The following is a 22,620-nucleotide window of genomic DNA, read 5'->3' on the forward strand; positions in this document are numbered from 1 at the left end:
AAGTAAAAGTGCGGTCAAAAAACGCAGAGAATTTTTACCGCACTTCAAACATTAACGCAAAAATGCCGGAATATTTTTCTCGTATTCTGCGATTTTGTCTTCGTGCTGAAGGGTTAGACCGATGTTATCTAAGCCGTTTAATAAGCAATGACGGCGAAATTCGTCCAGCTCAAAGTGATAGACTTTCTCACCTACAGTCACGGTCATGGCTTCCAAATCCACATGAATTTGTTTGTCTTCATTCGCCCATACCCATTGGAAAATTTCTTCTACTTCCTCTTCGCTCAAACGAATCGGCAACATATGATTGTTTAAGCTATTATTGTAGAAAATATCCGCAAAACTTGGCGCGATCATCACTTTAAAACCATAATCGGCGAGTGCCCAAGGGGCGTGTTCACGGGAAGAACCGCAACCAAGATTTTTACGGGCGAGTAAAATGGTTGCTCCTTGATATTGTGGAAAATTCAGCACAAATTCCGGATTCGGTTGTGTGCCTTCCACATCTAAATAACGCCATTCGTGGAATAAATGTTTACCAAATCCTACTCGAGTAATGGCTTGTAAAAATTGTTTTGGAATGATGGCGTCAGTATCCACGTTTGCCGCATCTAAAGGTATGACCAAGCCTGAAAGTTGTTTAAATCCTGCCATTTTTTATTTTCCTCTTTAATTTAACGCCACATCACGAATATCTACAAATTTGCCGAACATACCAGCCGCCGCAGCCATTGCCGGGCTGACAAGGTGTGTCCGTCCGTTGCGACCTTGGCGACCTTCAAAGTTACGGTTGCTGGTGGAGGCACAACGTTCCCACTCGCCTAAGCGGTCGTCATTCATTCCTAAACACATGGAACATCCCGGGTTACGCCATTCTGCGCCTGCTTCAATAAAGATTTTATCTAAGCCTTCTTTTTCGGCTTGTTCTTTTACCAAGCCTGAACCCGGCACTACCAAAATGCGTTTCACGTTGTCTGCTTTTTTACGCCCTTTCATCACTGCGGCGGCGGCACGTAAATCTTCAATGCGGGCATTGGTGCAAGAGCCGATAAACACTTGATCTACGGAAATATCCTTTAAATTCGTATTGGCTTCTAAACCAATATATTGCAAAGCTTTTTCTGCAGAAGCTCGGGTAACGGGATCTTCCATTTCCGTTGGATTTGGCACTAACTGATTGATGCCGATGACTTGTCCCGGGTTAGTTCCCCAAGTGACTTGAGGGGCAATATCTTTTGCTTCCAAGGTGACAACTGTGTCAAACTGTGCATCTTCATCGGATTTTAAGGTTTTCCAATATTCCACAGCATCCTCCCAATCTTTACCTTTCGGGGCATGTGGGCGACCTTTTAAATAGGCAAAGGTGGTTTCATCCGGTGCGATTAAACCGGCTTTTGCCCCCATTTCAATGGCCATATTGCAGACTGTCATTCGCCCTTCCATCGAAAGATCACGAATCGCTTCACCGCAAAATTCCACAACATGTCCTGTACCACCCGCCATAGTGGTTTTACCGATGATAGCAAGGATAATATCTTTTGCAGTAATCCCCGGTGCAACTTTACCACGGACTTCAATTTTCATACTTTTTGCCCGTGCTTGTTTTAAGGTTTGCGTAGCCAAAACATGCTCTACTTCAGAGGTACCGATACCGAATGCCAATGCTCCAAAAGCACCGTGAGTGGCAGTGTGGGAATCCCCACAAACAATTGTCATACCCGGCAGGGTTAAACCCTGTTCCGGCCCCATCACATGTACGATACCTTGTTCTTTGGTCTTCATATCGAACAACTGAATACCGGTGGATTTGGTATTTTTTTCAAGTTCTAACACTTGAATTTTCGCTTGACCTTCTAATTTGTTCACGTCACGCACTTGTGTGGAAATGCTGTGATCCATCGTGCCAAAGGTTTTACCCACTTGACGCACATTGCGACCTGCTACACGCAAACCGTCAAAAGCTTGTGGTGAAGTTACTTCGTGGATCAAATGACGGTTAATATACAAAATCGGCGTTTCGCCTTCTGCTTCGTACACAATGTGAGAATCAAATAATTTTTGATAAAGTGTTTTTGCCATAATCTTTTTCTCTATTTTATAAGGGGGAAAGTGCGGTTAAAAAAGAAGAAATTTTTGACCGCACTTGTAGGGGGGATTGCAAACTATTCCCCTACGATTAAATTGCGTTTGTAATTAATGTCCCCATTTCTTTCGTTGAAACAGGCGTGGAATCATCGGCTAAATCTGCGGTGCGATAACCTGCCACCAAAACTTTTTGTATCGCATTTTCAATGGTATCCGCCACTTCGTTTAAATTGAAACTATAACGTAGCATCATTGCCGCCGACAAAATTTGTGCGATAGGGTTGGCGATACCTTTACCTGCGATATCCGGTGCAGAACCGCCGGCTGGTTCGTATAAACCAAAGCCTGCTTCGTTTAAACTGGCGGAAGGTAACATACCCATTGAGCCTGTAATCATTGCCGCTTCATCGGAAATAATATCGCCGAAAATATTAGAGCAGAGCAATACATCAAAAGATTCCGGTGCTTTGATTAATTGCATGGTCGCATTGTCGATATACATATTTTCAACGGTGACTTCAGGGTAGTCTTTTGCAATTTCTGCGACAGTTTCGCGCCATAAAATAGAGGATTGCAACACATTGGCTTTATCCACTGAAGTAATATGTTTACGGCGTTTCATGGCTGCCTCAAAAGCCGCACGGGCAATGCGTTCGATTTCATATTTGTAATAGACTTCTGTGTCAAATGCTTTGGTTTGTGCCCCTTCGCCTTCACGACCTTTTGGTTGACCGAAATAAATCCCCCCGGTGAGTTCACGCACCACCACCATATCAAAGCCTTTTGCTGCAATATCGGCACGCAATGGGCAGAATTTTTCTAACCCTTTGTAAAGGGTTGCCGGACGAAGATTGCAGAATAATTTGAAATGTTTACGTAACGGCAAAAGTGCGCCACGTTCTGGTTGTTGATCTGGCGGTAAATGTGTCCATTTCGGGCCACCGACAGAACCGAATAAAATGGCGTCTGCCTCTTCACAACCTTTTAAGGTTTCTGTAGGTAATGGGCTGCCGCAGTGATCAATTGCTGCACCACCGACATAAAATTCATTAAAGTTGAATTTAACATCAAATTTTTCTTGGACTTTATTGAGAACTTTAATGGCTTCTGCCATCACTTCCGGACCGATGCCGTCACCGGGGAGGATTGCGATGTTGTATGATTTCATTTTGAGTTTTTCCTATTTTTATGTATTGAGTTTCGCCCAATGGGCGACCTACTTTTCTTTGCTTGTGCAAAGCAAAGTAGGCAAAAGAAACACACCCCAGTTAAATTGCTGATCTTTGCTTGGTTTCAATTTTCTTGACGGCAATTTTCTGAACTCGCCGCAAGCGGCTCAAAGAGACGAAAATTGCCTAAAAATTGAAAGTCGCAAAGGCAATTTATATGGGGCCCCGAATTTATCGGAGCGTTATTTTAAAAGTGCGGTTGATTTTAAGTTTGTTTTTCTACCGCACTTTATTCGTAGAAAGAACAAAATGGGTTCCTTTCTTTTGGTGACTTTTCTTTGGCAAAGCAAAGAAAAGTCACTCGCCCTTCAGGGCGAAACCTGAACGGGATTAAGCCCCGACTGCTTTATGATGTTTAATATCCGCCACTCTATGAGCTCGATAAATCGCATTAATCGCATGCACCAACGCCAACGCGGAGGATTCCACAATATCTGTTGCCAAACCGACACCGTGGAATTTTCTGCCTTCGTGTTCCACCACAATATCCACTTGACCTAAGGCTTCCGCACCTTCGCCTTTGGCGGTTAAGTGATAGTGGGAGATTTTGATGTCTAAGCCTGTTAAGGTCAAAATAGCGTTATATACAGCGTCCACCGGGCCGTTTCCACCAATGGAAGAGGTGCTTAATTTTTTGCCGTCTAGTTGTAATTGAACAAAGGCGGTGGCCGGGTATTCTTTGGCGGAATGGGCAGAAAGTTTATCCAATACCAAACGATCTTCATCACCTTGCTGCATATCAATAAAGGCTAAGGCTTCTAAATCGTAATCAAACACTTGTCCTTTTTTGTCTGCCAATTTCAAGAAGGCATCATATAATTTATCCAAATCATAATCTTGCTCGGTATAACCCATATCCGCCATATGACCTTTCACTGCGGCACGACCTGAACGGGCGGTGAGGTTTAATTTTTCTTTTTTCAATCCGATGGTTTCCGGCGACATAATTTCGTAGGTATTTTTATTTTTCAACATGCCGTCTTGATGGATACCTGAGGAATGGGCGAAAGCGTTAGAACCCACGATCGCCTTGTTCGGTTGAATCGGCATATTGCAAAGCTGGCTCACCATTTGGCTGACACGGTGGATTTCTTGCGTGTTAATACGGGTATCCACACCAAACAATTCCTGACGGGTTTTAATTGCCATTACCACTTCTTCAAGGGCGGTATTACCGGCACGTTCGCCGATACCGTTAATAGTACACTCAATTTGACGTGCACCATTTTGTACAGCGGTTAAGGAATTGGCGGTTGCCATTCCCAAGTCGTTATGGCAATGCACTGAAATCACCGCTTTATCGATATTCGGCACACGGTTACGCACTTGGGCGATAATGTTGCCATATTCTGTTGGCAAGCAATAACCTACGGTATCAGGAATATTGATGGTGGTTGCCCCTGCATTGATTGCTGCCTCGACAATGCGGCAAATATTATCAATACCGGTACGTCCGGCATCTTCGCAGGAAAATTCGACATCGTCCGTGTAGTTACGGGCACGTTTTACCGCAGCAACGGCCATTTCCACCACATCATCAAAGGTGCGTTTCAATTTTGCTTCCACATGTAAGGCAGAACTGGCGATGAAAGTATGAATACGGAAAGCTTCTGCAACTTTTAAGGCTTCATAGGCGGCGTCAATATCTTTATCAACAGCACGGGACAAGGCGGCAACACGGGAATTTTTGATATGACGGGCGATGGTTTGTACCGATTCAAAATCCCCCTGAGAGGATACCGGAAAGCCCACTTCCATCACATCTACGCCTAAGCGTTCCAATGCCAAGGCAATTTGTAATTTTTCTTTGACGGTCAAGCTTGCTTTCAATGCTTGTTCACCGTCACGCAAGGTGGTATCAAAAATGATGACGCGATCTGCCATAACAATATCCTTCTAAAATCACTCCAAAAGTGCGGTTGTTTTTTGCAAAATTTTTTTAAACAAAAACCCGCAATTCTGTGAAGTGCGGGTTGATTAAAAAGAGAATTTACATTTAATTGTTTTTCATCCACAACTTAGCCGCACAAAGAATGTGTGAGCAGCAGGTTGAGCGATAAAAAAACAGAAGAAAACATAAAAATCCTATAAAAATTCGTTGTAAAACGCTTGTTATGTTACGAATAAATAAAAAAGTGTCAAATGCTTTTTTAGTGTTTTATCTCTATTGTTGTGCTATTAATAATATCTGTGAGGTTAAATCATCTATTTATTTTTATGCGATTAGAATAATATTCTTTTGTTTTCGGTTTAAAACCTACTTTTCCTCTGCCTTTCATTTGTTTCTAAGAGTGTAAAAAATTATCAAATTTTTTTTATTTTTACGATCTTTCTCGCAAAAGAGCGGTTAAAAACTCGCAACTTTTTTAAATTTCTTGAACAATTTGCCCTTCACTGAAGAAGGGATGATGAAGATAATGACAAATATTAATGAAACTTTGCTTCGTTTGATGCAGGTGCCCAAATTAGGCGGTGTAGCGATTAACAAAATTCTATCAGCCATGACATTAAATGAATTGTTGAATGCAGATGAAAATGTTTTTCGCCAAATGGGTTGGGGGGCAATTCAGATTCGTCGTTGGTTTAAACCGGAAAAGAAATTTATGGAATCTGCTCTCGTTTGGGCAGAAAAAGAAGGGAATCATTTAGTGAATTATTTTTCACCCTTTTATCCTTTTTTGTTAAAGCAAATCGGGAGCTTTCCCCCTCTCTTATTTGTTAAGGGGAATGCAACAGCAATTTCACAGCGTCAAATAGCAATAGTCGGTAGTCGATACTGTTCTCCCTATGGTGAATATTGGGCAAGGTATTTTGCCACGGAGCTTTCCTGTGCCGGATTTACTATTACAAGCGGGTTAGCATTAGGCATTGATGGACATTGTCATCAGGCGATAGTGGATATCAAAGGGCAAACCGTTGCCGTTTTGGGTAGCGGATTAGAGGATGTTTATCCGGCAAATAATCGACGGCTTGCTGAACAAATTTTAGAAAATAATGGGGCGTTGGTTTCGGAATTTATGCCAAACCAGCCTCCGATTGCAACAAATTTTCCCCGTCGTAATCGTATTATTAGCGGTCTTTCTGTGGGGACGTTGGTAGTTGAAGCCACTGAAAAAAGCGGTTCGTTAATTACAGCACGTTATGCGTTGGAACAAAATCGGGAAATTTTCGCCATACCCGGCAATATTCAAAGTGAGTTTAGTCAAGGGTGTAATCGTTTGATTAAGCAAGGGGCTATGTTGGTAGAAAATGTGAAAGATATTTTAGAAGCCTTGCATCAACATTCTCTCCATAGCCAAACAGAGATTGATTTTAGTCAGATTGAAAGCGAAAATTATAAGCCACCTTCGTATTCTCGTCGGTTAATCGAAGCACCAAGCCATCCGAAACTTTATGCGAGAATTGGCTATACTCCGGTGAGTATTGATGATCTTGCTCAAGAGTTTGGTTTAAGTGTAGAGGTATTGTTGGTGCAACTTTTAGATTTGGAATTACAGGATTTGATTCTCAATGAAAATGGACTTTATAAACGAGTGTAGAAATATGTTAAGATAGCGCCTCAGTTTTATTGAGGATAAACTATGTTAGCTATTATTTCCCCGGCAAAGACCTTAGATTTTGAAAGTGCGGTCAGAAAATTCCCTGTTTTTCAACCGCACTTAACCGATTATAGCGAGCAATTAATTGAAATTTGCCGTCAACTTTCTCCACAAGATATTGCTTCACTAATGTCCATTAGTGATAAACTTGCCGGTTTAAATGCAGCACGTTTTACCGAGTGGACAAAAGAACACAATGAACAAAATTCCCGCGCGGCTATTTTTGCTTTTAAAGGCGATGTTTACACAGGATTGGATACCGAAACCTTATCTGATGAGGATATTAGTTTTGCACAATCCCATCTTCGTATGTTATCGGGTTTATATGGTTTACTTCGACCACTTGATTTGATGCAGCCTTATCGCTTGGAAATGGGGACAAAATTAGTGAATGCCAAAGGCAAGGATCTTTACGCATTTTGGGGTAATGTGATCACCCAAGCCGTGCAACAGGCGCTTGATGAGCAGGGAGACAACGTGTTGGTAAATCTTGCTTCCGATGAATATTATAAGTCCGTAAAAGAAAACGGACTTCAAGCTTATATTGTAAAACCGATTTTTTTGGATAATAAAAATGGTCGTTATAAAGTTGTCAGTTTTTATGCAAAGAAAGCCCGTGGCTTAATGTGCCGTTATATGATTCAAAATTGTTTAACCCATGTTGATCAATTAAAAGAGTTTGATTTGGGGGGATATTGGTTTGATCCAACGGCTTCTACTGAAAATGAATTTGTATTTAAGCGAGATCATGATGAATAAAATTCTTGTTATTTTAACCGCACTTTTGCTTTCTGCTTGCGTAAGTACATCTTCTAAATTAGATGTACCTAATCAAATTAAATATCACAATAAAACTTATCGTATGACTGTCGGACAGGATTTAGGTCCGGTAGCACGTTATATTTATTTGAGTAAACCCGATACCTTAGAAAAATGGCAATCTCAGATAGAATTGCTGTTGGATCGCAACGAACAAAAGCGCGATATTAAAGAACGTATTACATTACGCGAGCGGATTTATCGTAATACGGATGTTGCATCGTTCAAATTGACTCCAATCAAAAATGAAAAAACAAAAAAAGATGAGGGGATAAAGGGCTACGTCGTTTATGCACCTACGGATAAAATGCCTTCTTGGCAAGTGAATGTCATGATAGGCAAAGAAATTCCACAATGCGGTTTTGTTCAATTCCAGTACTCACAAAAAGTAAAAAATAGCCGGCGCTTAAATGATAAAAAAGCATTACGGCATTTGAAAAAATATTTGATTGAGAAAGAAATGAAGCTCTTGGATAAAATGGATTGGCAGTGGTATTGCCAAAGTTTGAAGTAAAAGTATATTTAGAACAAGGGATAAAATTTCTCAAATTTTTTATAGAGCAGTATGTTTGAATAGTGTAACCTTAGAATATTCCAGATTTGATTAAATTTAACTTAAGCAGGTAATATATGATTAAAAAAATTGCAGTATTAACCAGTGGCGGTGATGCACCGGGTATGAACGCGGCTATTCGTGGCGTAGTGCGTGCGGCATTAGCGGAGGGTTTAGATGTTTTTGGTATCTATGATGGTTATCAAGGCTTATACAATAATAAAGTTAAGCAATTAAATCGTTATAGTGTATCCGATATTATTAATCGTGGTGGTACGTTTTTAGGTTCTGCGCGTTTCCCTGAGTTTAAAAATCCGGAAGTGCGGGCAAAATGTGCGGAGATTTTGCGCTCACATGGAATTGATGCCTTAGTGGTAATCGGTGGTGACGGTTCCTATATGGGGGCAAAACTTTTAACGGAAGAACACGGTTTCCCTTGCGTAGGGATTCCGGGCACCATTGATAATGATGTAGCGGGCACCGATTATACCATTGGTTATCAAACTGCGTTACAAACGGCGGTGGATGCTATTGACCGTTTACGTGATACCTCAAGCTCTCATCAACGTATTTCTATTGTAGAGATTATGGGGCGCCATTGTAGTGATTTAACGATTTCTGCGGGTATTGCGGGCGGGTGCGAATATATTGTTGCCTCTGAAATAGAATTTAATCGTGAAGAGTTAGTACAACAAATTGAACGCAGTATTATTCGTGGTAAACGTCATGCTATCATTGCAATCACTGAATTAATTACTGATGTACATTCTCTTGCCAAAGAAATTGAAGCGCGGGTAGGACACGAAACTCGAGCTACCGTATTAGGTCATATCCAACGTGGTGGGTCACCTTGTGCATTTGACCGTATTTTGGCCTCTCGTATGGGGGTTTATGCGGTGGATATTCTGCTTCAAGGCAAAGGCGGTTATTGTGTGGGTATCCAAAATGAACAGCTTGTTCACCATGATATTATTGATGCGATTAATAATATGCGTCGTGAATTTAAAGCGGATTGGTTGGAAGTGGCAAAACGCTTAGAATAATTCATTAAACAGAAAGTGCGGTTGTTTTTAGCCGCATTTTTCATGATTGTGAGAGCGTAATCTTTGGGCTTATTTCCTTTTGAGTTTGGTCGTAGAGTTGTTCTACCATGAATAATTTTCTCACTTTTAGTAAAAATAAAAAGGGAATTCTTGTAAAAGTTAATTTTGTCTGAAATTTGAGTGGCTTTATTGCATAAAAACTGAGATTTCCCTTTGACTATTTTCTTTACAACAGGTAATATTCACGCCCTATGCAAAAGGTAAAACTACCCCTCACCGTTGATCCGGTTAAAGGCGCGCAACAGCGAATCGATTATGAAGGTTGTTACATGATTAATCAGTTAGCGCGGTTAGCTGAATCTGTGGTAAATGTGCTTAGCGATGCACAGGTAACATTATCGTTTTATATTGATCCGCAAAAATTAGTGGTGATGAAAGGGAAAGCACAGGTTGATGTTGAATTAGAATGTCAACGTTGTGGTGAGTCGTTCAAACATACATTGGAATGTAATTTTATTTACAGTCCTGTGGCTAATTGGGATCAGGATGATGTATTGCCGGAAATTTATGAGCCGATTGAATTTAATGAATTTGGCGAAATAGATTTACTTGGTGTAGTGGAAGATGAATTAATTTTAACACTGCCACTTGTACCAAAGCATTCATCTGAACACTGTGAAGTGTACGCGCAGGAACAGGTTTTTGGCGAATTGCCGGAAGAATTGGCAAAAAAACCGAACCCGTTCGCTGTATTAGCTAATTTAAAACAAAAGTAAATTAAATTTAGGAGTATAGCCAATGGCTGTTCAACAAAATAAAAAATCTCGTTCACGTCGTGATATGCGTCGTTCACACGATGCGTTAACTACTGCTGCAGTATCAGTGGATAAAGCAAGTGGTGAAACTCACTTACGCCATCACGTAACCGCAGACGGTTACTATCGTGGTCGTAAAGTGATTAATAAGTAATTTTTTACTTATAGGTATTCACTTGAATCGTCTAACCTTAGCGTTAGATGTGATGGGCGGGGACGTTGGTCCCCGTATTACTATCCCCGCATCGCTTTTAGCGTTGGAAAATAATCCAATGCTTTCTCTAATCTTATTTGGTGATAGCCAACAAATTTCCCCTTTTCTTGAAAATATTCCAAAAGCGAGTTTAGAACGCATTCAAATCCATCATTGCACTCGAACTATTGATAATCATCAAGGCGTTTCTTATGCGCTCCGTCGTAGTAAAAATACCTCAATGCGTTTAGCCCTTGAGGCAGTTCAGCATGGTGTTGCACAAGGTTGTGTAAGTGCCGGTAATACCGGAGCATTGATGGGATTATCGAAGATTTTATTACAACCTCTTAAGGGAATTGCCAGACCTGCTTTGGTTTCTATGATACCAACTGTTGATGGTGAAAAATCGGTGATGTTGGATCTCGGTGCGAACCTTGAATGTAGTGCGGAAAATCTTTATCAATTTGCTATAATGGGGAGTATTTTTGCTGAGCATCGACTTAATTTAGTTTATCCCCGAATCGGATTATTGAATATTGGTGTGGAAGAAATTAAAGGGCATCAATTTATTCGTGATGCTGCCAATTTATTAGAAAAATCGACCGCACTTAATTATATCGGGTTTATTGAAGGTGATTTATTATTAAACGGTAAAGCTGATGTGATTGTCAGTGATGGTTTTTCAGGCAATATTGCCTTAAAAACTTTAGAAGGTGCGGCAAAAAATGTTTTATCTTTATTCAAAGAACCGTCTAAACACTATTGTTTAAAACCTGTTTTTTGGGGAATGCGTTATTTGTTTAAAACAAACTATCAACGCTTAAAACGCATTAATCCTGATGAATATAATGGCGCATCACTTATTGGATTAACTGCAGTGGTGGTAAAAAGCCACGGCAGTGCAAATGTAAATGCTTTTGCTCACGCTATTGCCGATGCCGCTTTCCAAGCCCGTCAGAAACTTCCTGAAAAAATTTTGGCGGGTTTAGATCGTTATTAATGACTTAACTTATTGATTATGAATAGCAGAATTTTATCTACCGGTAGTTATTTACCAAGCCAAATACGAACCAATGCAGATCTTGAAAAAATGGTTGATACCTCAGACGAATGGATTGTAACACGTTCGGGTATTCGTGAGCGTCGTATTGCCACAGCGGACGAAACTGTTGCAACAATGGGATTTGAGGCGGCGAAAAATGCCATTGCAAGTGCTGAGCTTAATCCTCAAAATATCGATCTCATTATCGTAGCAACCACGAGTAGTTCCCATGCTTACCCAAGTGCCGCTTGTCAAATCCAAGGGATGTTAGAGATTGATGACGCGATCTCTTTTGATTTAGCGGCGGCTTGTACCGGCTTTGTGTATGCATTAAGTGTGGCCGATCAATTTATCCGAACAGGTAAAGTAAAAAAAGCGTTAGTGATCGGTTCTGATCTTAATTCTCGTAAATTAGATGAAACGGATCGTAGCACTGTTGTGTTATTTGGTGATGGTGCTGGCGCGGTGATTTTAGAAAGAAGTGAACAAGAAGGTGTTATTTCAACGCATTTACATGCCTCTGCGGATAAACATAATGCATTGGTTTTACCGCAAGCCGAGCGTGGTATTGAAAAATCCGGTTATATTGAAATGCAAGGCAACGAAACTTTCAAACTTGCAGTGCGTGAACTTTCTAATGTAGTGGAAGAAACCTTAGCGGCAAATAATTTGGATAAAAAAGACTTAGATTGGCTTGTGCCACATCAAGCAAATTTACGCATTATCAGTGCAACGGCGAAAAAATTGGAAATGGATATGTCCCAAGTGGTCGTTACTCTAGATAAATACGCCAATAATAGTGCGGCAACCGTGCCGGTGGCATTGGATGAAGCTGTGCGTGATGGGCGTATTCAACGTGGGCAGTTATTATTATTAGAGGCCTTTGGTGGTGGTTGGACTTGGGGTTCTGCGTTGGTGCGTTTCTGATAATTCTGTTAGAATCGCAGTAGTATTATTGGAAAGTGCGGTAAATTTGACCGCACTTTTTAACATCAGCAATCACGAATGCTGATTTTTATCAAAGAAATATTTCGATTTAGATAAATAGGAAAAAAGAATGAAAAAATTTTCAATGGTCTTTCCGGGACAGGGTTCTCAGAGTGTTGGTATGCTTGCTGAGCTTGCCACTGAATATCCGATTGTTATTGAAACTTTCAAACAAGCCTCTGATATTCTAGGCTATGATTTATGGCAGCTTGTTCAACAAGGCCCAGCCGAAGAACTTAATAAAACATGGCAAACTCAGCCGGCACTTTTGGCAGCATCTGTCGCCATTTATCGTGTTTGGCAAGAGAAATATCCTCATTTGAAGCCGGAAGTGATGGCTGGTCATAGTTTGGGCGAGTATTCGGCTTTAGTTTGTTCAGGGGCGTTAGATTTCCAGGATGCGATTAAATTAGTGGAATTGCGGGGAAAACTAATGCAACAAGCTGTGCCTGAAGGAACTGGGGCAATGTATGCGATCATTGGTTTGGACAATGAAGCGATTATCAATTCTTGTCAACAAGCTGAAGAAGGCGAAGTAGTGTCTGCTGTGAATTTTAACTCACTGGGACAGGTCGTGATTGCCGGTGTAAAAGCTGCGGTGGAGCGTGCTGCTGCTTTATGTAAAGAGGCTGGGGCAAAACGTGCATTGCCATTAGCGGTGAGTGTGCCATCACACTGCGCATTGATGAAACCGGCTGCGGATAAATTATCTGTTACCTTGGAAACGATTGCGGTAAATGAACCAAAAGTTGCAGTAATTAATAACGTTGATGTTGCAACAGAATCGGAAGCTACTACCATTCGTGCTGCCCTTATTCGTCAACTTTATAGCCCGGTACGTTGGACGGAAACCGTAGAAAAAATGGCGCAAGATGGGGTACAGGTTTTGGTTGAAATTGGTCCGGGTAAAGTATTGAATGGCTTAACTAAACGCATTGTAGGAGATTTGCAAGCGATGTCAGTGAATGATCTTGCATCACTCAATAGTGTTGAAGAATTTTTAGCATAAAAAGGAGAAAAAATGCAAAATAAAATTGCTTTAGTTACAGGCGCGACACGCGGAATTGGTCGTGCGATTGCGGAAGAATTGGTATCAAAAGGCGCATTTGTTATCGGTACGGCGACTTCTGAAAAAGGTGTAGAGGTGATTTCTGCCTATTTAGGTGAAAAAGGCAGAGGTTTAGTATTAAATGTAACAGATAAAGCCTCTATTGAAGCTGCACTAGAACAAATCAAAAATGATTTTGGTGATGTTGATATTTTAGTAAACAATGCTGGTATTACGCGTGATAATTTACTCATGCGTATGAAAGATGATGAATGGTTTGATATTATGCAAACCAATTTAAGCTCGGTATATCATCTTTCTAAAGCGATGTTGCGTTCTATGATGAAAAAACGTTTCGGGCGTATCATCAGCATCGGTTCTGTGGTGGGTTCCTCAGGGAACCCGGGACAGAGTAATTATTGTGCGGCTAAAGCGGGTGTGATTGGTTTCTCGAAGGCATTAGCGAAAGAAGTGGCTTCTCGCGGTATTACTGTGAATGTGGTGGCGCCGGGATTTATTGCAACAGATATGACAGAGGTATTAACTGATGAGCAAAAAGCAGGGATCCTTGCTAATGTACCGGCTGGTCATTTAGGTGAAGCAAAAGATATTGCAAAGGCTGTTGCTTTCTTAGCTTCAGATGATGCTTCTTATATTACGGGCACCACATTGCACGTAAATGGTGGCTTATATATGAGCTAACCCTTTGATGGGAATAGTTATTTTTTGTTAGGCGATCTCGACTTATAAAATCATAGCCAAAGATTTTAGATAATGTTAAAATCAGCTTCGCAACATAATTTGGTTATACCTTTAATGTGTAAAAGGTATATCGTTATTTTCTCTGTATGTATTTTGATTGCACTTTTGTGGTGTGACCACTTATGAAAAGATTGCAAGAGTATTAAAAATTCATACACTAACCGCTCAGCAATGAGTTATAACAACATAGGAAAAACAAATGAGCATTGAAGAACGCGTAAAAAAAATCATCGTTGAACAATTAGGTGTCAAAGAAGAAGATGTGAAACCTGAAGCTTCTTTCGTTGAAGATTTGGGAGCGGACTCTTTAGATACAGTTGAATTAGTCATGGCTTTAGAAGAAGAATTCGATATTGAGATTCCAGATGAAGAAGCTGAGAAAATCACAACTGTCCAATCTGCGATTGACTACGTTCAAAACAATCAATAATTTCAAGTTGGGCGACCTTTTTAGGTCGCCTAATTTTTTATCTAGAATTTCCTTTCAAATAGACCGCACTTTTATATTTTTAATAATTTATTTCATTAATACTTTCTTTGATTGATATAGAACAATAAGTTATTGAATACTACTTAATTTTTGGTAATTTTTTGTGTTAGTATTTACTGGATTTTTTTAGCTCGTATTTTAAATTTATTGGAGTATCTATGGACTTTCTGACTAACTTAGGTGAAGGCTCTCAATTTGTTATTCAACTCGCTATCGTACTAATCTGTTTGTTTTATGGTGCAAGAAAGGGCGGTATTGCATTGGGTATGTTAGGTGGTGTGGGCTTAATTGTGTTGGTATTCGGTTTCGGTATTGAACCGGGTAAACCAGCAATTGATGTCATGTTGACAATTCTTGCGGTAGTCGTTACCTCTGCAACGTTACAAGCGAGTGGTGGCTTAGATGTAATGCTACAAATTGCGGAGAAAATGCTACGTAAAAATCCAAAATACGTCAGTATTCTTGCCCCGTTTGTGACTTGTTTCTTAACGATTCTTTGTGGTACTGGGCATGTGGTTTATACCATGCTGCCCATTATTTATGATATTGCGATTAAAAATGGTATTCGCCCTGAACGCCCGATGGCGGCGAGTTCTATTGCCTCTCAAATGGGGATTATTGCCTCACCGGTTTCTGTTGCGGTTGTCACATTAACTGCGTTTTTGGTTAATGCAAAAACACCACTAGCAGGTTTCGATGGTTATTTGGATTTATTAAAAATCACTGTTCCGTCAACGCTTTGCGGAGTATTGGCTATCGGTATTTTTAGCTGGTTTCGTGGTAAAGATTTAGATAAAGATGCTGAATTTCAAGCGAAACTACAAGATCCTAGTTTCAAACAATATGTTTATGGTGATAGTGCCTCATTACTTGATAAAAAATTACCACAATCCAGTTGGAATGCAATGTGGATTTTCTTTGGTGCAATTTTAGTTGTTGCATTACTAGGTTATTTTAAAGAGCTACGTCCATCGTTTGAGAAATCAGTACCGGCACAAGTTCTTGAAGTTGTTTCCTACGATAAAACAGTAAAAAGCTTTAATGTAAAAGAGGGTAAAATTGTTGCTACCACAAAAGACGGTATAGTGGCACTTAATGTTAAAGACAACAAGGCAAAAGCTAAAACGACTTATAGTCATGTTGAAATTTATAATGAGAAAGGCGAACTTGCTCAAACTATATCTGCACAAGACAACAATTCTGTTGTTATTCATACAGGTGATAAAGCCGAAACGATTGATAATGCCACAATTGTTTTAAAAGATAGTATGAATAAAAAAGTTAACATTAGTATGGTTCATGTCATTCAAATTTTTATGTTATTAGCCGGTGCACTCATTGTTATCTTTACCAAAACAGAGCCAAGTAAAATCAGTAAAAATGAGATTTTCCGTTCCGGTATGATTGCGCTAGTCGCGGTGTTTGGTATCTCTTGGATGGCTGAAACTATGTTTACCGTCCATACGCCAATGATGAAAGCAACACTGGGTGATGTTGTAAAAGCATATCCTTGGACCTATGCCGTAATGCTGTTATTAATTTCTAAGTTCGTAAACTCTCAAGCGGCGGCATTGGTGGCGTTTGTTCCACTTGCATTAGGTATTGGTGTTGATCCTGCAATTATTCTTGCCTTTGCTTCGGCATGTTATGGTTATTATATTTTACCGACTTACCCAAGCGATTTGGCAGCTATTCAATTTGACCGATCCGGTACCACCCGTATTGGTAAATTTGTGATTAACCATAGCTTTATTTTACCGGGTTTAATCGGAGTAATTACTTCCTGTATCTTTGGCTATATTTTCACAGGTTTATTCGGCTATTTATAATTGTATTACTTAAATTAACAAAGGCTATTCGAAAGAATAGCCTTTTTGTTTTTTCGGTTATTTTAAAGTGCGGTTAAAAATTGATTATTTTTTATATGAGCTATTGGCAAGAAATAGGACACTGGGAGAAATTGTCGGTAGATGAACTGGTAAATTTCAAGAAATAGTCGCTTTGAAAATCCAAAGCTTTGTTGCAAGCTGATTTAGATAGTGGTGAATGTATATAATTGTCACTGAATCCATCAAGGAAAAAATGTTTTTCGGAAGAAAACCGATGGTAACGTTACTTGATGGAAAATGGATTGGGACGGAAAAGAACTTAAGCTCAAATTAATTTGACAGGAATTCATTTTAAATGGGATCTGTCAGGGTGGGGGGGGGGGGAACCTCTATAATTAAGACAAGATGGATAGCTTTTTTTATGCTTGCAAAAAATTTGCCGAAACACACCGCTTGCAAACGATGGTTTCGGCAAAGAAGTAAACTATTAACAAATTACCATCTGCGTAGCATCATTTGTAAAAGTTTCTCTTTTTGTTTGGTTGTTAAACCAAAATTAGTTTCAACGGCTTGGTTTTTTACTACCTGAGGTTTAGGTGGATTAATACCGCCTGATGTTACAGTTTCTGTATGAGTATCATCCACTTTTACATTCACATCCGCTTTCACTCCTGCGATTGTGCCGTTATCCCAATCTTTTTTCGCACTTTCTGCCCATTTGCCATCAGGATACGGAGTGAATTTGCCACTACCGTTTGCAGAAAGATTGACACTGGTTTCATTTACTTTATCTGTTACCGAGTTAGTCGTGATGTGACCTTTCAGATTATTCGTCACGTTTTCTGCATTCACACTACTACCGTTAAAATGGGCGTTATTGCCGGAAATGGTCGCATTTTGAGTATTCAAGTCGGTGGTTGTATGAGTTTCATTACGCACTACATCGACGTTTAATTTACCTGAACCGCTTGCAGGTGTCCATTTGTTATCGCTAATGCCACCACTAAGTGATAAACCAACATCTACGCCGGTTTTGTTCACATTATTTTTAGCCGCATCAAGGTTTACATCGCCTTTACCGCCATCTAAGTTAAGGTTTGTGCTATTTGAATTCACACCGGTCAAATTCACACCGTTCCCAGCTTGGATATTGACATTCTGACCATTAATCGAAACGCCTTGGTGGGTAGTACTATTTTCGTGTTGAACATTTACATTACCGTTAATACCAAGACTTGAGGTATTTGCACCAATACTGACACCGCCGCCAACACTAACATTGAGATCCTGAACTTGGCTTTTACCCGGTTGTACATTTACTGTTCCACCAGTAATGGAAACACTATTTCCGGCTTCAACATTTGTACCCTGTAAATTCACACTGTCTTTACCGTGAATTCCCACATTGTTTCCACCTTGTACATTATGTAATACTGCATCGGTACGGTTGCCCTTATGTCCGTTTGCAGTAAAATTCACATCTACAGACGGTACGGCGGCACTCGCTGCTGGAATAACAATTGCCCCTACGCCAACGTTTAAGGTAAAGCCACCACCTTTATGAGAACTGGTGTTCTGTGATTGTGTAAAGGTAGCGTTATTCGCATTAATATTCACGTTATTGGTCGCCGTAATATCCGCTTGGCTGTTTAATGTACCTGTTGTGATATTCACATTTCCACCCTGTACGTTTGCTTTATGAGCTGTGGTTGAATCACTTTGATCTTTTTGGAAATGAATTCCTGCATTTACCCCAACATTTGCACTTGCAAAATCTTTTGTACTGGCACTAACCCCAATAGTAACCCCCGCATTTAATTTATCATTCTGCTTGGTGTTTTGAGCCGATTGAATATTGTGCGATTGTGAATTGAGATTAACATTACCACCACCTTGATATTGTGTTCCAACATCAGTTAAGTGGTTGGCATTCACATTTACATCATTACCTGCCGTTATTGTTGTGCTTTGTGCATTTGTCGCAGAACTTTGCTCACGTCCACCAGAAGCACCCAATACAAGACTACCACTCACAACTTTGTTTTTATCAAGGGACGTCGTTAAGGTTAAGCCAACATCAACATTTTTCTTATTGCTGTTTTCTGTATTGTTTTCCGATTTATGGCTCACATTTTGTGCGTTTTCAGCTATATTCTGCCCAGCATTAAGCTGTGAACCGCTATGGTTAATAGATTGATTTGCATTGATATTCAGATTATTAGCAGCAGATAATTGACTGCCTTGTGCGGAAGTTGTTGAACTATTGGCTTGTGAATGTTGGATTCCTAATGAGAGTTTGTTTGTAATACCACTTTCGGTTACGGTTACCGTATTAGTAATCCCTACATCCGTATTTTTCTTCGTAGAAGTTGCAGAATTATGCTGTGCCTGCGTATTGACATTGTTTGCGTTGATATTCAAATCGGTCTTTGTTGCAGACACTTTACTCCCCGCGATATTTACATTATTAGCGGTTAAATTGGTTTCACCACTGCTCACTGACGATGCAGTATGCGTACCTTCCATCAATGATTTATTATGTTTATAAAAACCAAGAGTGGCGCTAGCTTCGCCTTTAAACTTCAAATTGTCTTTGACATTACTCACTAAATTTTTAGCGAACTCATCACGTTTAACCTTACCCTCAATCACATTGACAAGAAGATCAACGGAAGATTTTACAACGCCTTCTTTATCCAGCGATAATGTAGGTTTTTCCACTTTAGTGGTAAACCCAATACCCGATTGGGTATGATTTTGGGATAAATGGTTTCGGCTGCCTTGAATATTGATATCGCCACTGGCAACAATATCAAGCACGCCACCAGCTTGTATGCGGCTACCAATAATATCTACATTTTTATCGGTAACTAATTTCAAATTGGACTGAGAATGTAAAGCTGAACCCTGTTGGGTAGAAACAACCTTATAGCCCTTAGTACGCTCTTTCGTAATATTGAAAATTGTCCCTATACGACCTTGTTCTTGATAAGAGCTGAAGTTTTCTACAGAATCTAATCGCAGGCTACCTTCATTCGCTTTAACTAACGCATCTTTAGCTGAAATGACCCGGCTACCTGAAATATTCACTCCTTTCTTAGCATCAGCTAAAATTGTCCCTTGTACAGTAAAATCCGCTCCGTGCTGCTCTCTATCATTACGGGTAGAAACCAAGGTTTTCGAGCCTGCTAAACCTCCCCAGTATTTTTCTTTATCATCAACATTATGACTATTTTTAACTTCCTCTGACTTGAACTGAAGTTCGCCATTATTTGCAACAACCAGATCACCATCAATACGTCCGATTGTTCCTGAAAACTGAATATCTGCACCACTTGAAATAATTAAATTGTCTTTCACATTCAATTCGCTTGCCACATAATTCTGAGTAGCTGCAGATTGTGAACTTTTACCGGTCTTACGTTTAGACGAAATATTTTTAAAGGTTGAAGAATCAGCATAGTAGCTCTGTTCTGTTACCCCTTGGAACGTAACCCCTTTTTCACCGTGTAAAACAAGATTTTGAGCATTAATCTTGGACGCATCACCTGTTAATTTTCCATCTGTGGCAATGAGTTTAAGATTATCCGATACAATTTTTGTGCTATGAGCCTTTTCAGTCGTACCAAATGAACTTTCGGATATTTTTGCATTTCCTTTTGCACGATCTTCAGATGATATAGTTCTTTCTTTCGTTTTTATTGAGCCTAAATGGGTTTTACCACCGACTAATACTACATCTTTAGCTTGAATATCTGCACCCTCTAATATCAAGTGATTAGATGCAACCACAGTCGCAGAATCAGCTTTCACATAGGTTTTATCAAACTGTTGAGTGTCTTTACGTAATTTACCTTTACCAACAAGCCGATCCTTATCACTAGTATTTTTAGAGGAAGAAGTAGTATTGTTAATCATCTTCCCATTTAATTTCACATTACCGCCGGTTACGGTCACTTGCTTCGCGGTTAAGTTGCTACCGGTAACTTCTAAACTAGCACGATCGTCTGTTGAATGGATACGAATGCGACCCGCTTGAATACTACCTGCGACTGTACCGTCTAGTACTTTTTCTTGCTGTGGTAATACACTAACGGTTAATTCTCCGTTATCCGCCCGCTCAATTTTATTATGACCCTGTAAAATATTCACATTACCGTCTGATTGGAGATTGCCCGACACATTGACTGTTGGAGCAATTAAATCCACATTGGTTGCCCCTGACATGGTACCTTTTGTCGTTAAACCCTGTTCACCATCTATGTTATAACCGGTCAATTTACCACTTTCGACAGTTGCTTTACCCACCACTAATGATGCTCTCGGTGTATTGATAAAACCACCGCCATCCACACTAATCCCATTCGGGTTAGCTAACACATAGTCAGCTTTTTGCCCCGCAATTTCCTGTTTTCCCGCAATATAGGACGGATTACGACTGACCACTTCATTTAAGATAATCGTAGCCGCTTGTGTGCGTAAATTAGGGTTTTTACCTACCTCTCCAGCAAGCTGAGTTTGGCTGGTTTGTAATCCGTTGTTGAGTACAGCCCCCGCTTTATCAACATTAAATTTATTATATTGGTTATGAGATAAGCCTGATTGACTTGGTGTAGCAATATTCACTATTTCTACACCTTTTTGACGAGTGACTTGTGTATTGCTGTTTGAGGTTTGAATATCCGCATAGCTAAATTGTGTTACATAGCACAATGATAAGCTGATTGTGATTTTAGAAAGAGAAAATTTTTGCATAGATAGAGATCCAGAATGAAAAAGAATATAAGGTTAAGTTGGCAAGCATTCCTGTTTACCCCCCTCTTTTGCCAACAATTTGTTTTAGATAAAAACTAACACATCGTTTGGCGTACAGGATATTCTAAGCATCAATTATTAAATATCCGATGATTTTTTTTAATATGTAAATTTGTGACTTGTATCACAATTTTTTACCAATTTTTATTTCCTTCAAATTTAGATAACCTATGCCTAATTAAGAACATCTTATTGACTAATTAAAACATAACATGCCAATTCACATTAATACTTCGTTCTTGAATAATTTGATTCCGTTGGAATAATCGCCCCGTTGCCCATTCCAATTGTATGTACCAACGAGGATGAGAGGCTTTCACACCCAACGCATAACCAAACGCTTTTTGGCTATTAGCATCCGGTGCCGTTGCTTTTTGTATCCCGATATCCAGCCCTAAATAGGGTTCAATCTGCCATTGCTTGTATTGATGTAACCAACCTAAATTATTTTGTAATACAGTACTTTTCTCAGCTGACAGGGAAAAATCATTAAGACCACGTACAGCATAACGCCCGAGCAATTCTTCCTGCTTAATACTCGGTAAATAGTTATGACTATATTGCCCGACTAAACGGCTAGATTGGCGGAAAATCTGAGATTTAATCGGATAAAACGCGTTAAATTGTAATTCTGCCCGCCAACGGTTAAATTGCCCCTCGGGTTGATCGCGTCCATGGTTTGCTATGGCATTCCACCATTTTAAACCTCTTTCATAGCTAAAATCAGTCATCAATGAGCCATAAGAAAATCATTGTAAGTGATTAATACCAATCTGAGCGGTTGTTAATGTGGGGCTTTGCAACAAAATTAAGCTATCATGAAAATAACTTTTACTTTTAATCCTTTCTAACTGTACATAAAGATTGGAAATTGAATTAGAATCACGTTGAAATGTGTAGTCGCTACGTAATGCCGCTTGCCAAGTATATCCCTTTTGCTCAACAGTATTATATTGTAATGGGAGAGTCGACTTAAATGTCGAAAAAGAGCCAAAGGTACTTAATGACCAATAACCATAAGGGATAGTATGGAAGAATGAAAATGAGCGGTTAAAATTATGATGATAAGATTTCAAACTGTGACTGACATTAAGATAAAGACTGTCGGAAAACCCCAAAGGGTTATCAATATTTAGCCTGCCTTTAGCTTGCCAACGTCCCGAGCGTTTTGAAGCAAAATTATCCATGCCAGCATAACCTGTTACACGAGATTTTTCTTCATTTACAAAGGACAACTCAATTTCTCCATTTTTTGCCGGTAGCACATCAACGCTCACTTTACTGCCCGGCATTTTATTTTTAACTAAAAAC

17 protein-coding genes and 1 pseudogene are annotated in these 22,620 nt (G+C 39.8%); 12 read left to right on the forward strand and 6 right to left on the reverse strand.

What is annotated here, in order from left to right:
* Window positions 1-51: 51 nt before the first annotated feature.
* From leuD to leuA, 4 genes are all read right to left on the reverse strand, one after another.
* Window positions 52-654, reverse strand: coding sequence for a 3-isopropylmalate dehydratase small subunit (leuD, locus tag BKK47_RS04180; protein WP_077493650.1), 603 nt, complete (start codon window positions 652-654; stop codon window positions 52-54).
* A 15-nt stretch (window positions 655-669) separates the two neighbouring features.
* The gene (gene leuC / locus BKK47_RS04185; RefSeq protein WP_077493651.1) at window positions 670-2,079 is read right to left on the reverse strand and encodes a 3-isopropylmalate dehydratase large subunit; all 1,410 of its coding nucleotides are present in this window, start codon (window positions 2,077-2,079) and stop codon (window positions 670-672) included.
* Between the two features lie 97 nt (window positions 2,080-2,176).
* Window positions 2,177-3,253 (reverse strand): 3-isopropylmalate dehydrogenase, encoded by a 1,077-nt coding sequence (gene leuB / locus BKK47_RS04190; RefSeq protein ID WP_077493652.1) that lies wholly within the window; start codon window positions 3,251-3,253, stop codon window positions 2,177-2,179.
* Window positions 3,254-3,644: 391 nt separating this feature from the next.
* Complete coding sequence (gene leuA / locus BKK47_RS04195; RefSeq protein WP_077493653.1) at window positions 3,645-5,198, reverse strand: 2-isopropylmalate synthase; 1,554 nt, start codon at window positions 5,196-5,198, stop codon at window positions 3,645-3,647.
* A 533-nt stretch (window positions 5,199-5,731) separates the two neighbouring features.
* Here leuA and dprA point away from each other — a divergent pair.
* From dprA to BKK47_RS04255, 12 genes are all read left to right on the forward strand, one after another.
* Entirely contained in the window at window positions 5,732-6,853 is a 1,122-nt protein-coding gene (dprA, locus tag BKK47_RS04200; RefSeq protein ID WP_077493654.1) for a DNA-processing protein DprA, read from the forward strand.
* Window positions 6,854-6,895: 42 nt separating this feature from the next.
* Window positions 6,896-7,672, forward strand: coding sequence for a peroxide stress protein YaaA (gene yaaA / locus BKK47_RS04205; RefSeq protein WP_077493655.1), 777 nt, complete (start codon window positions 6,896-6,898; stop codon window positions 7,670-7,672).
* Window positions 7,665-8,246, forward strand: coding sequence for a hypothetical protein (locus tag BKK47_RS04210; RefSeq protein ID WP_077493656.1), 582 nt, complete (start codon window positions 7,665-7,667; stop codon window positions 8,244-8,246). Before yaaA ends, BKK47_RS04210 begins: the two co-directional genes overlap by 8 nt.
* Before the next feature lie 116 nt (window positions 8,247-8,362).
* The gene (gene pfkA / locus BKK47_RS04215; RefSeq protein WP_077493657.1) at window positions 8,363-9,328 is read left to right on the forward strand and encodes a 6-phosphofructokinase; all 966 of its coding nucleotides are present in this window, start codon (window positions 8,363-8,365) and stop codon (window positions 9,326-9,328) included.
* 251 nt (window positions 9,329-9,579) lie between these two features.
* Window positions 9,580-10,104 carry a 23S rRNA accumulation protein YceD gene (gene yceD, locus BKK47_RS04220; RefSeq protein WP_077493658.1) on the forward strand — a complete coding sequence of 175 codons (525 nt, stop codon included), beginning with the start codon at window positions 9,580-9,582 and terminating at the stop codon, window positions 10,102-10,104.
* 22 nt (window positions 10,105-10,126) lie between these two features.
* Window positions 10,127-10,297, forward strand: a complete 171-nt coding sequence (gene rpmF, locus BKK47_RS04225) for a 50S ribosomal protein L32 (RefSeq protein WP_005544470.1) — start codon at window positions 10,127-10,129, stop codon at window positions 10,295-10,297.
* A gap of 22 nt (window positions 10,298-10,319) precedes the next feature.
* Window positions 10,320-11,336 carry a phosphate acyltransferase PlsX gene (plsX, locus tag BKK47_RS04230; protein ID WP_077493659.1) on the forward strand — a complete coding sequence of 339 codons (1,017 nt, stop codon included), beginning with the start codon at window positions 10,320-10,322 and terminating at the stop codon, window positions 11,334-11,336.
* Between the two features lie 18 nt (window positions 11,337-11,354).
* Window positions 11,355-12,305 carry a beta-ketoacyl-ACP synthase III gene (locus tag BKK47_RS04235; protein ID WP_077493660.1) on the forward strand — a complete coding sequence of 317 codons (951 nt, stop codon included), beginning with the start codon at window positions 11,355-11,357 and terminating at the stop codon, window positions 12,303-12,305.
* 130 nt (window positions 12,306-12,435) lie between these two features.
* A complete protein-coding gene (gene fabD, locus BKK47_RS04240; protein WP_077493661.1) occupies window positions 12,436-13,374 on the forward strand; it encodes an ACP S-malonyltransferase in 939 nt (312 codons plus the stop codon).
* Window positions 13,375-13,386: 12 nt separating this feature from the next.
* Window positions 13,387-14,115 (forward strand): 3-oxoacyl-ACP reductase FabG, encoded by a 729-nt coding sequence (gene fabG / locus BKK47_RS04245; protein WP_077493662.1) that lies wholly within the window; start codon window positions 13,387-13,389, stop codon window positions 14,113-14,115.
* Window positions 14,116-14,374: 259 nt separating this feature from the next.
* Window positions 14,375-14,605: an acyl carrier protein gene (gene acpP, locus BKK47_RS04250; protein WP_005544465.1), complete on the forward strand. Its 231-nt coding sequence runs from the start codon at window positions 14,375-14,377 to the stop codon at window positions 14,603-14,605.
* 218 nt (window positions 14,606-14,823) lie between these two features.
* On the forward strand, window positions 14,824-16,494 hold the full coding sequence (locus BKK47_RS04255) for an anaerobic C4-dicarboxylate transporter (protein WP_077493663.1): 1,671 nt from the start codon (window positions 14,824-14,826) through the stop codon (window positions 16,492-16,494).
* 495 nt (window positions 16,495-16,989) lie between these two features.
* Here the strand turns inward: BKK47_RS04255 and BKK47_RS04260 are convergent, their stop codons facing one another.
* Both BKK47_RS04260 and BKK47_RS12675 read right to left on the reverse strand, forming a co-directional pair.
* Window positions 16,990-21,249, reverse strand: a complete 4,260-nt coding sequence (locus tag BKK47_RS04260) for a hemagglutinin repeat-containing protein (RefSeq protein WP_077493664.1) — start codon at window positions 21,247-21,249, stop codon at window positions 16,990-16,992.
* A gap of 260 nt (window positions 21,250-21,509) precedes the next feature.
* Window positions 21,510-22,601 (reverse strand): annotated as a pseudogene (locus tag BKK47_RS12675) (ShlB/FhaC/HecB family hemolysin secretion/activation protein).
* Between the last annotated feature and the right edge of the window lie 19 nt (window positions 22,602-22,620).

This window comes from Rodentibacter mrazii (assembly GCF_001998825.1).
In the GTDB taxonomy this organism is placed as follows: Bacteria; Pseudomonadota; Gammaproteobacteria; order Enterobacterales; family Pasteurellaceae; genus Rodentibacter; species Rodentibacter mrazii.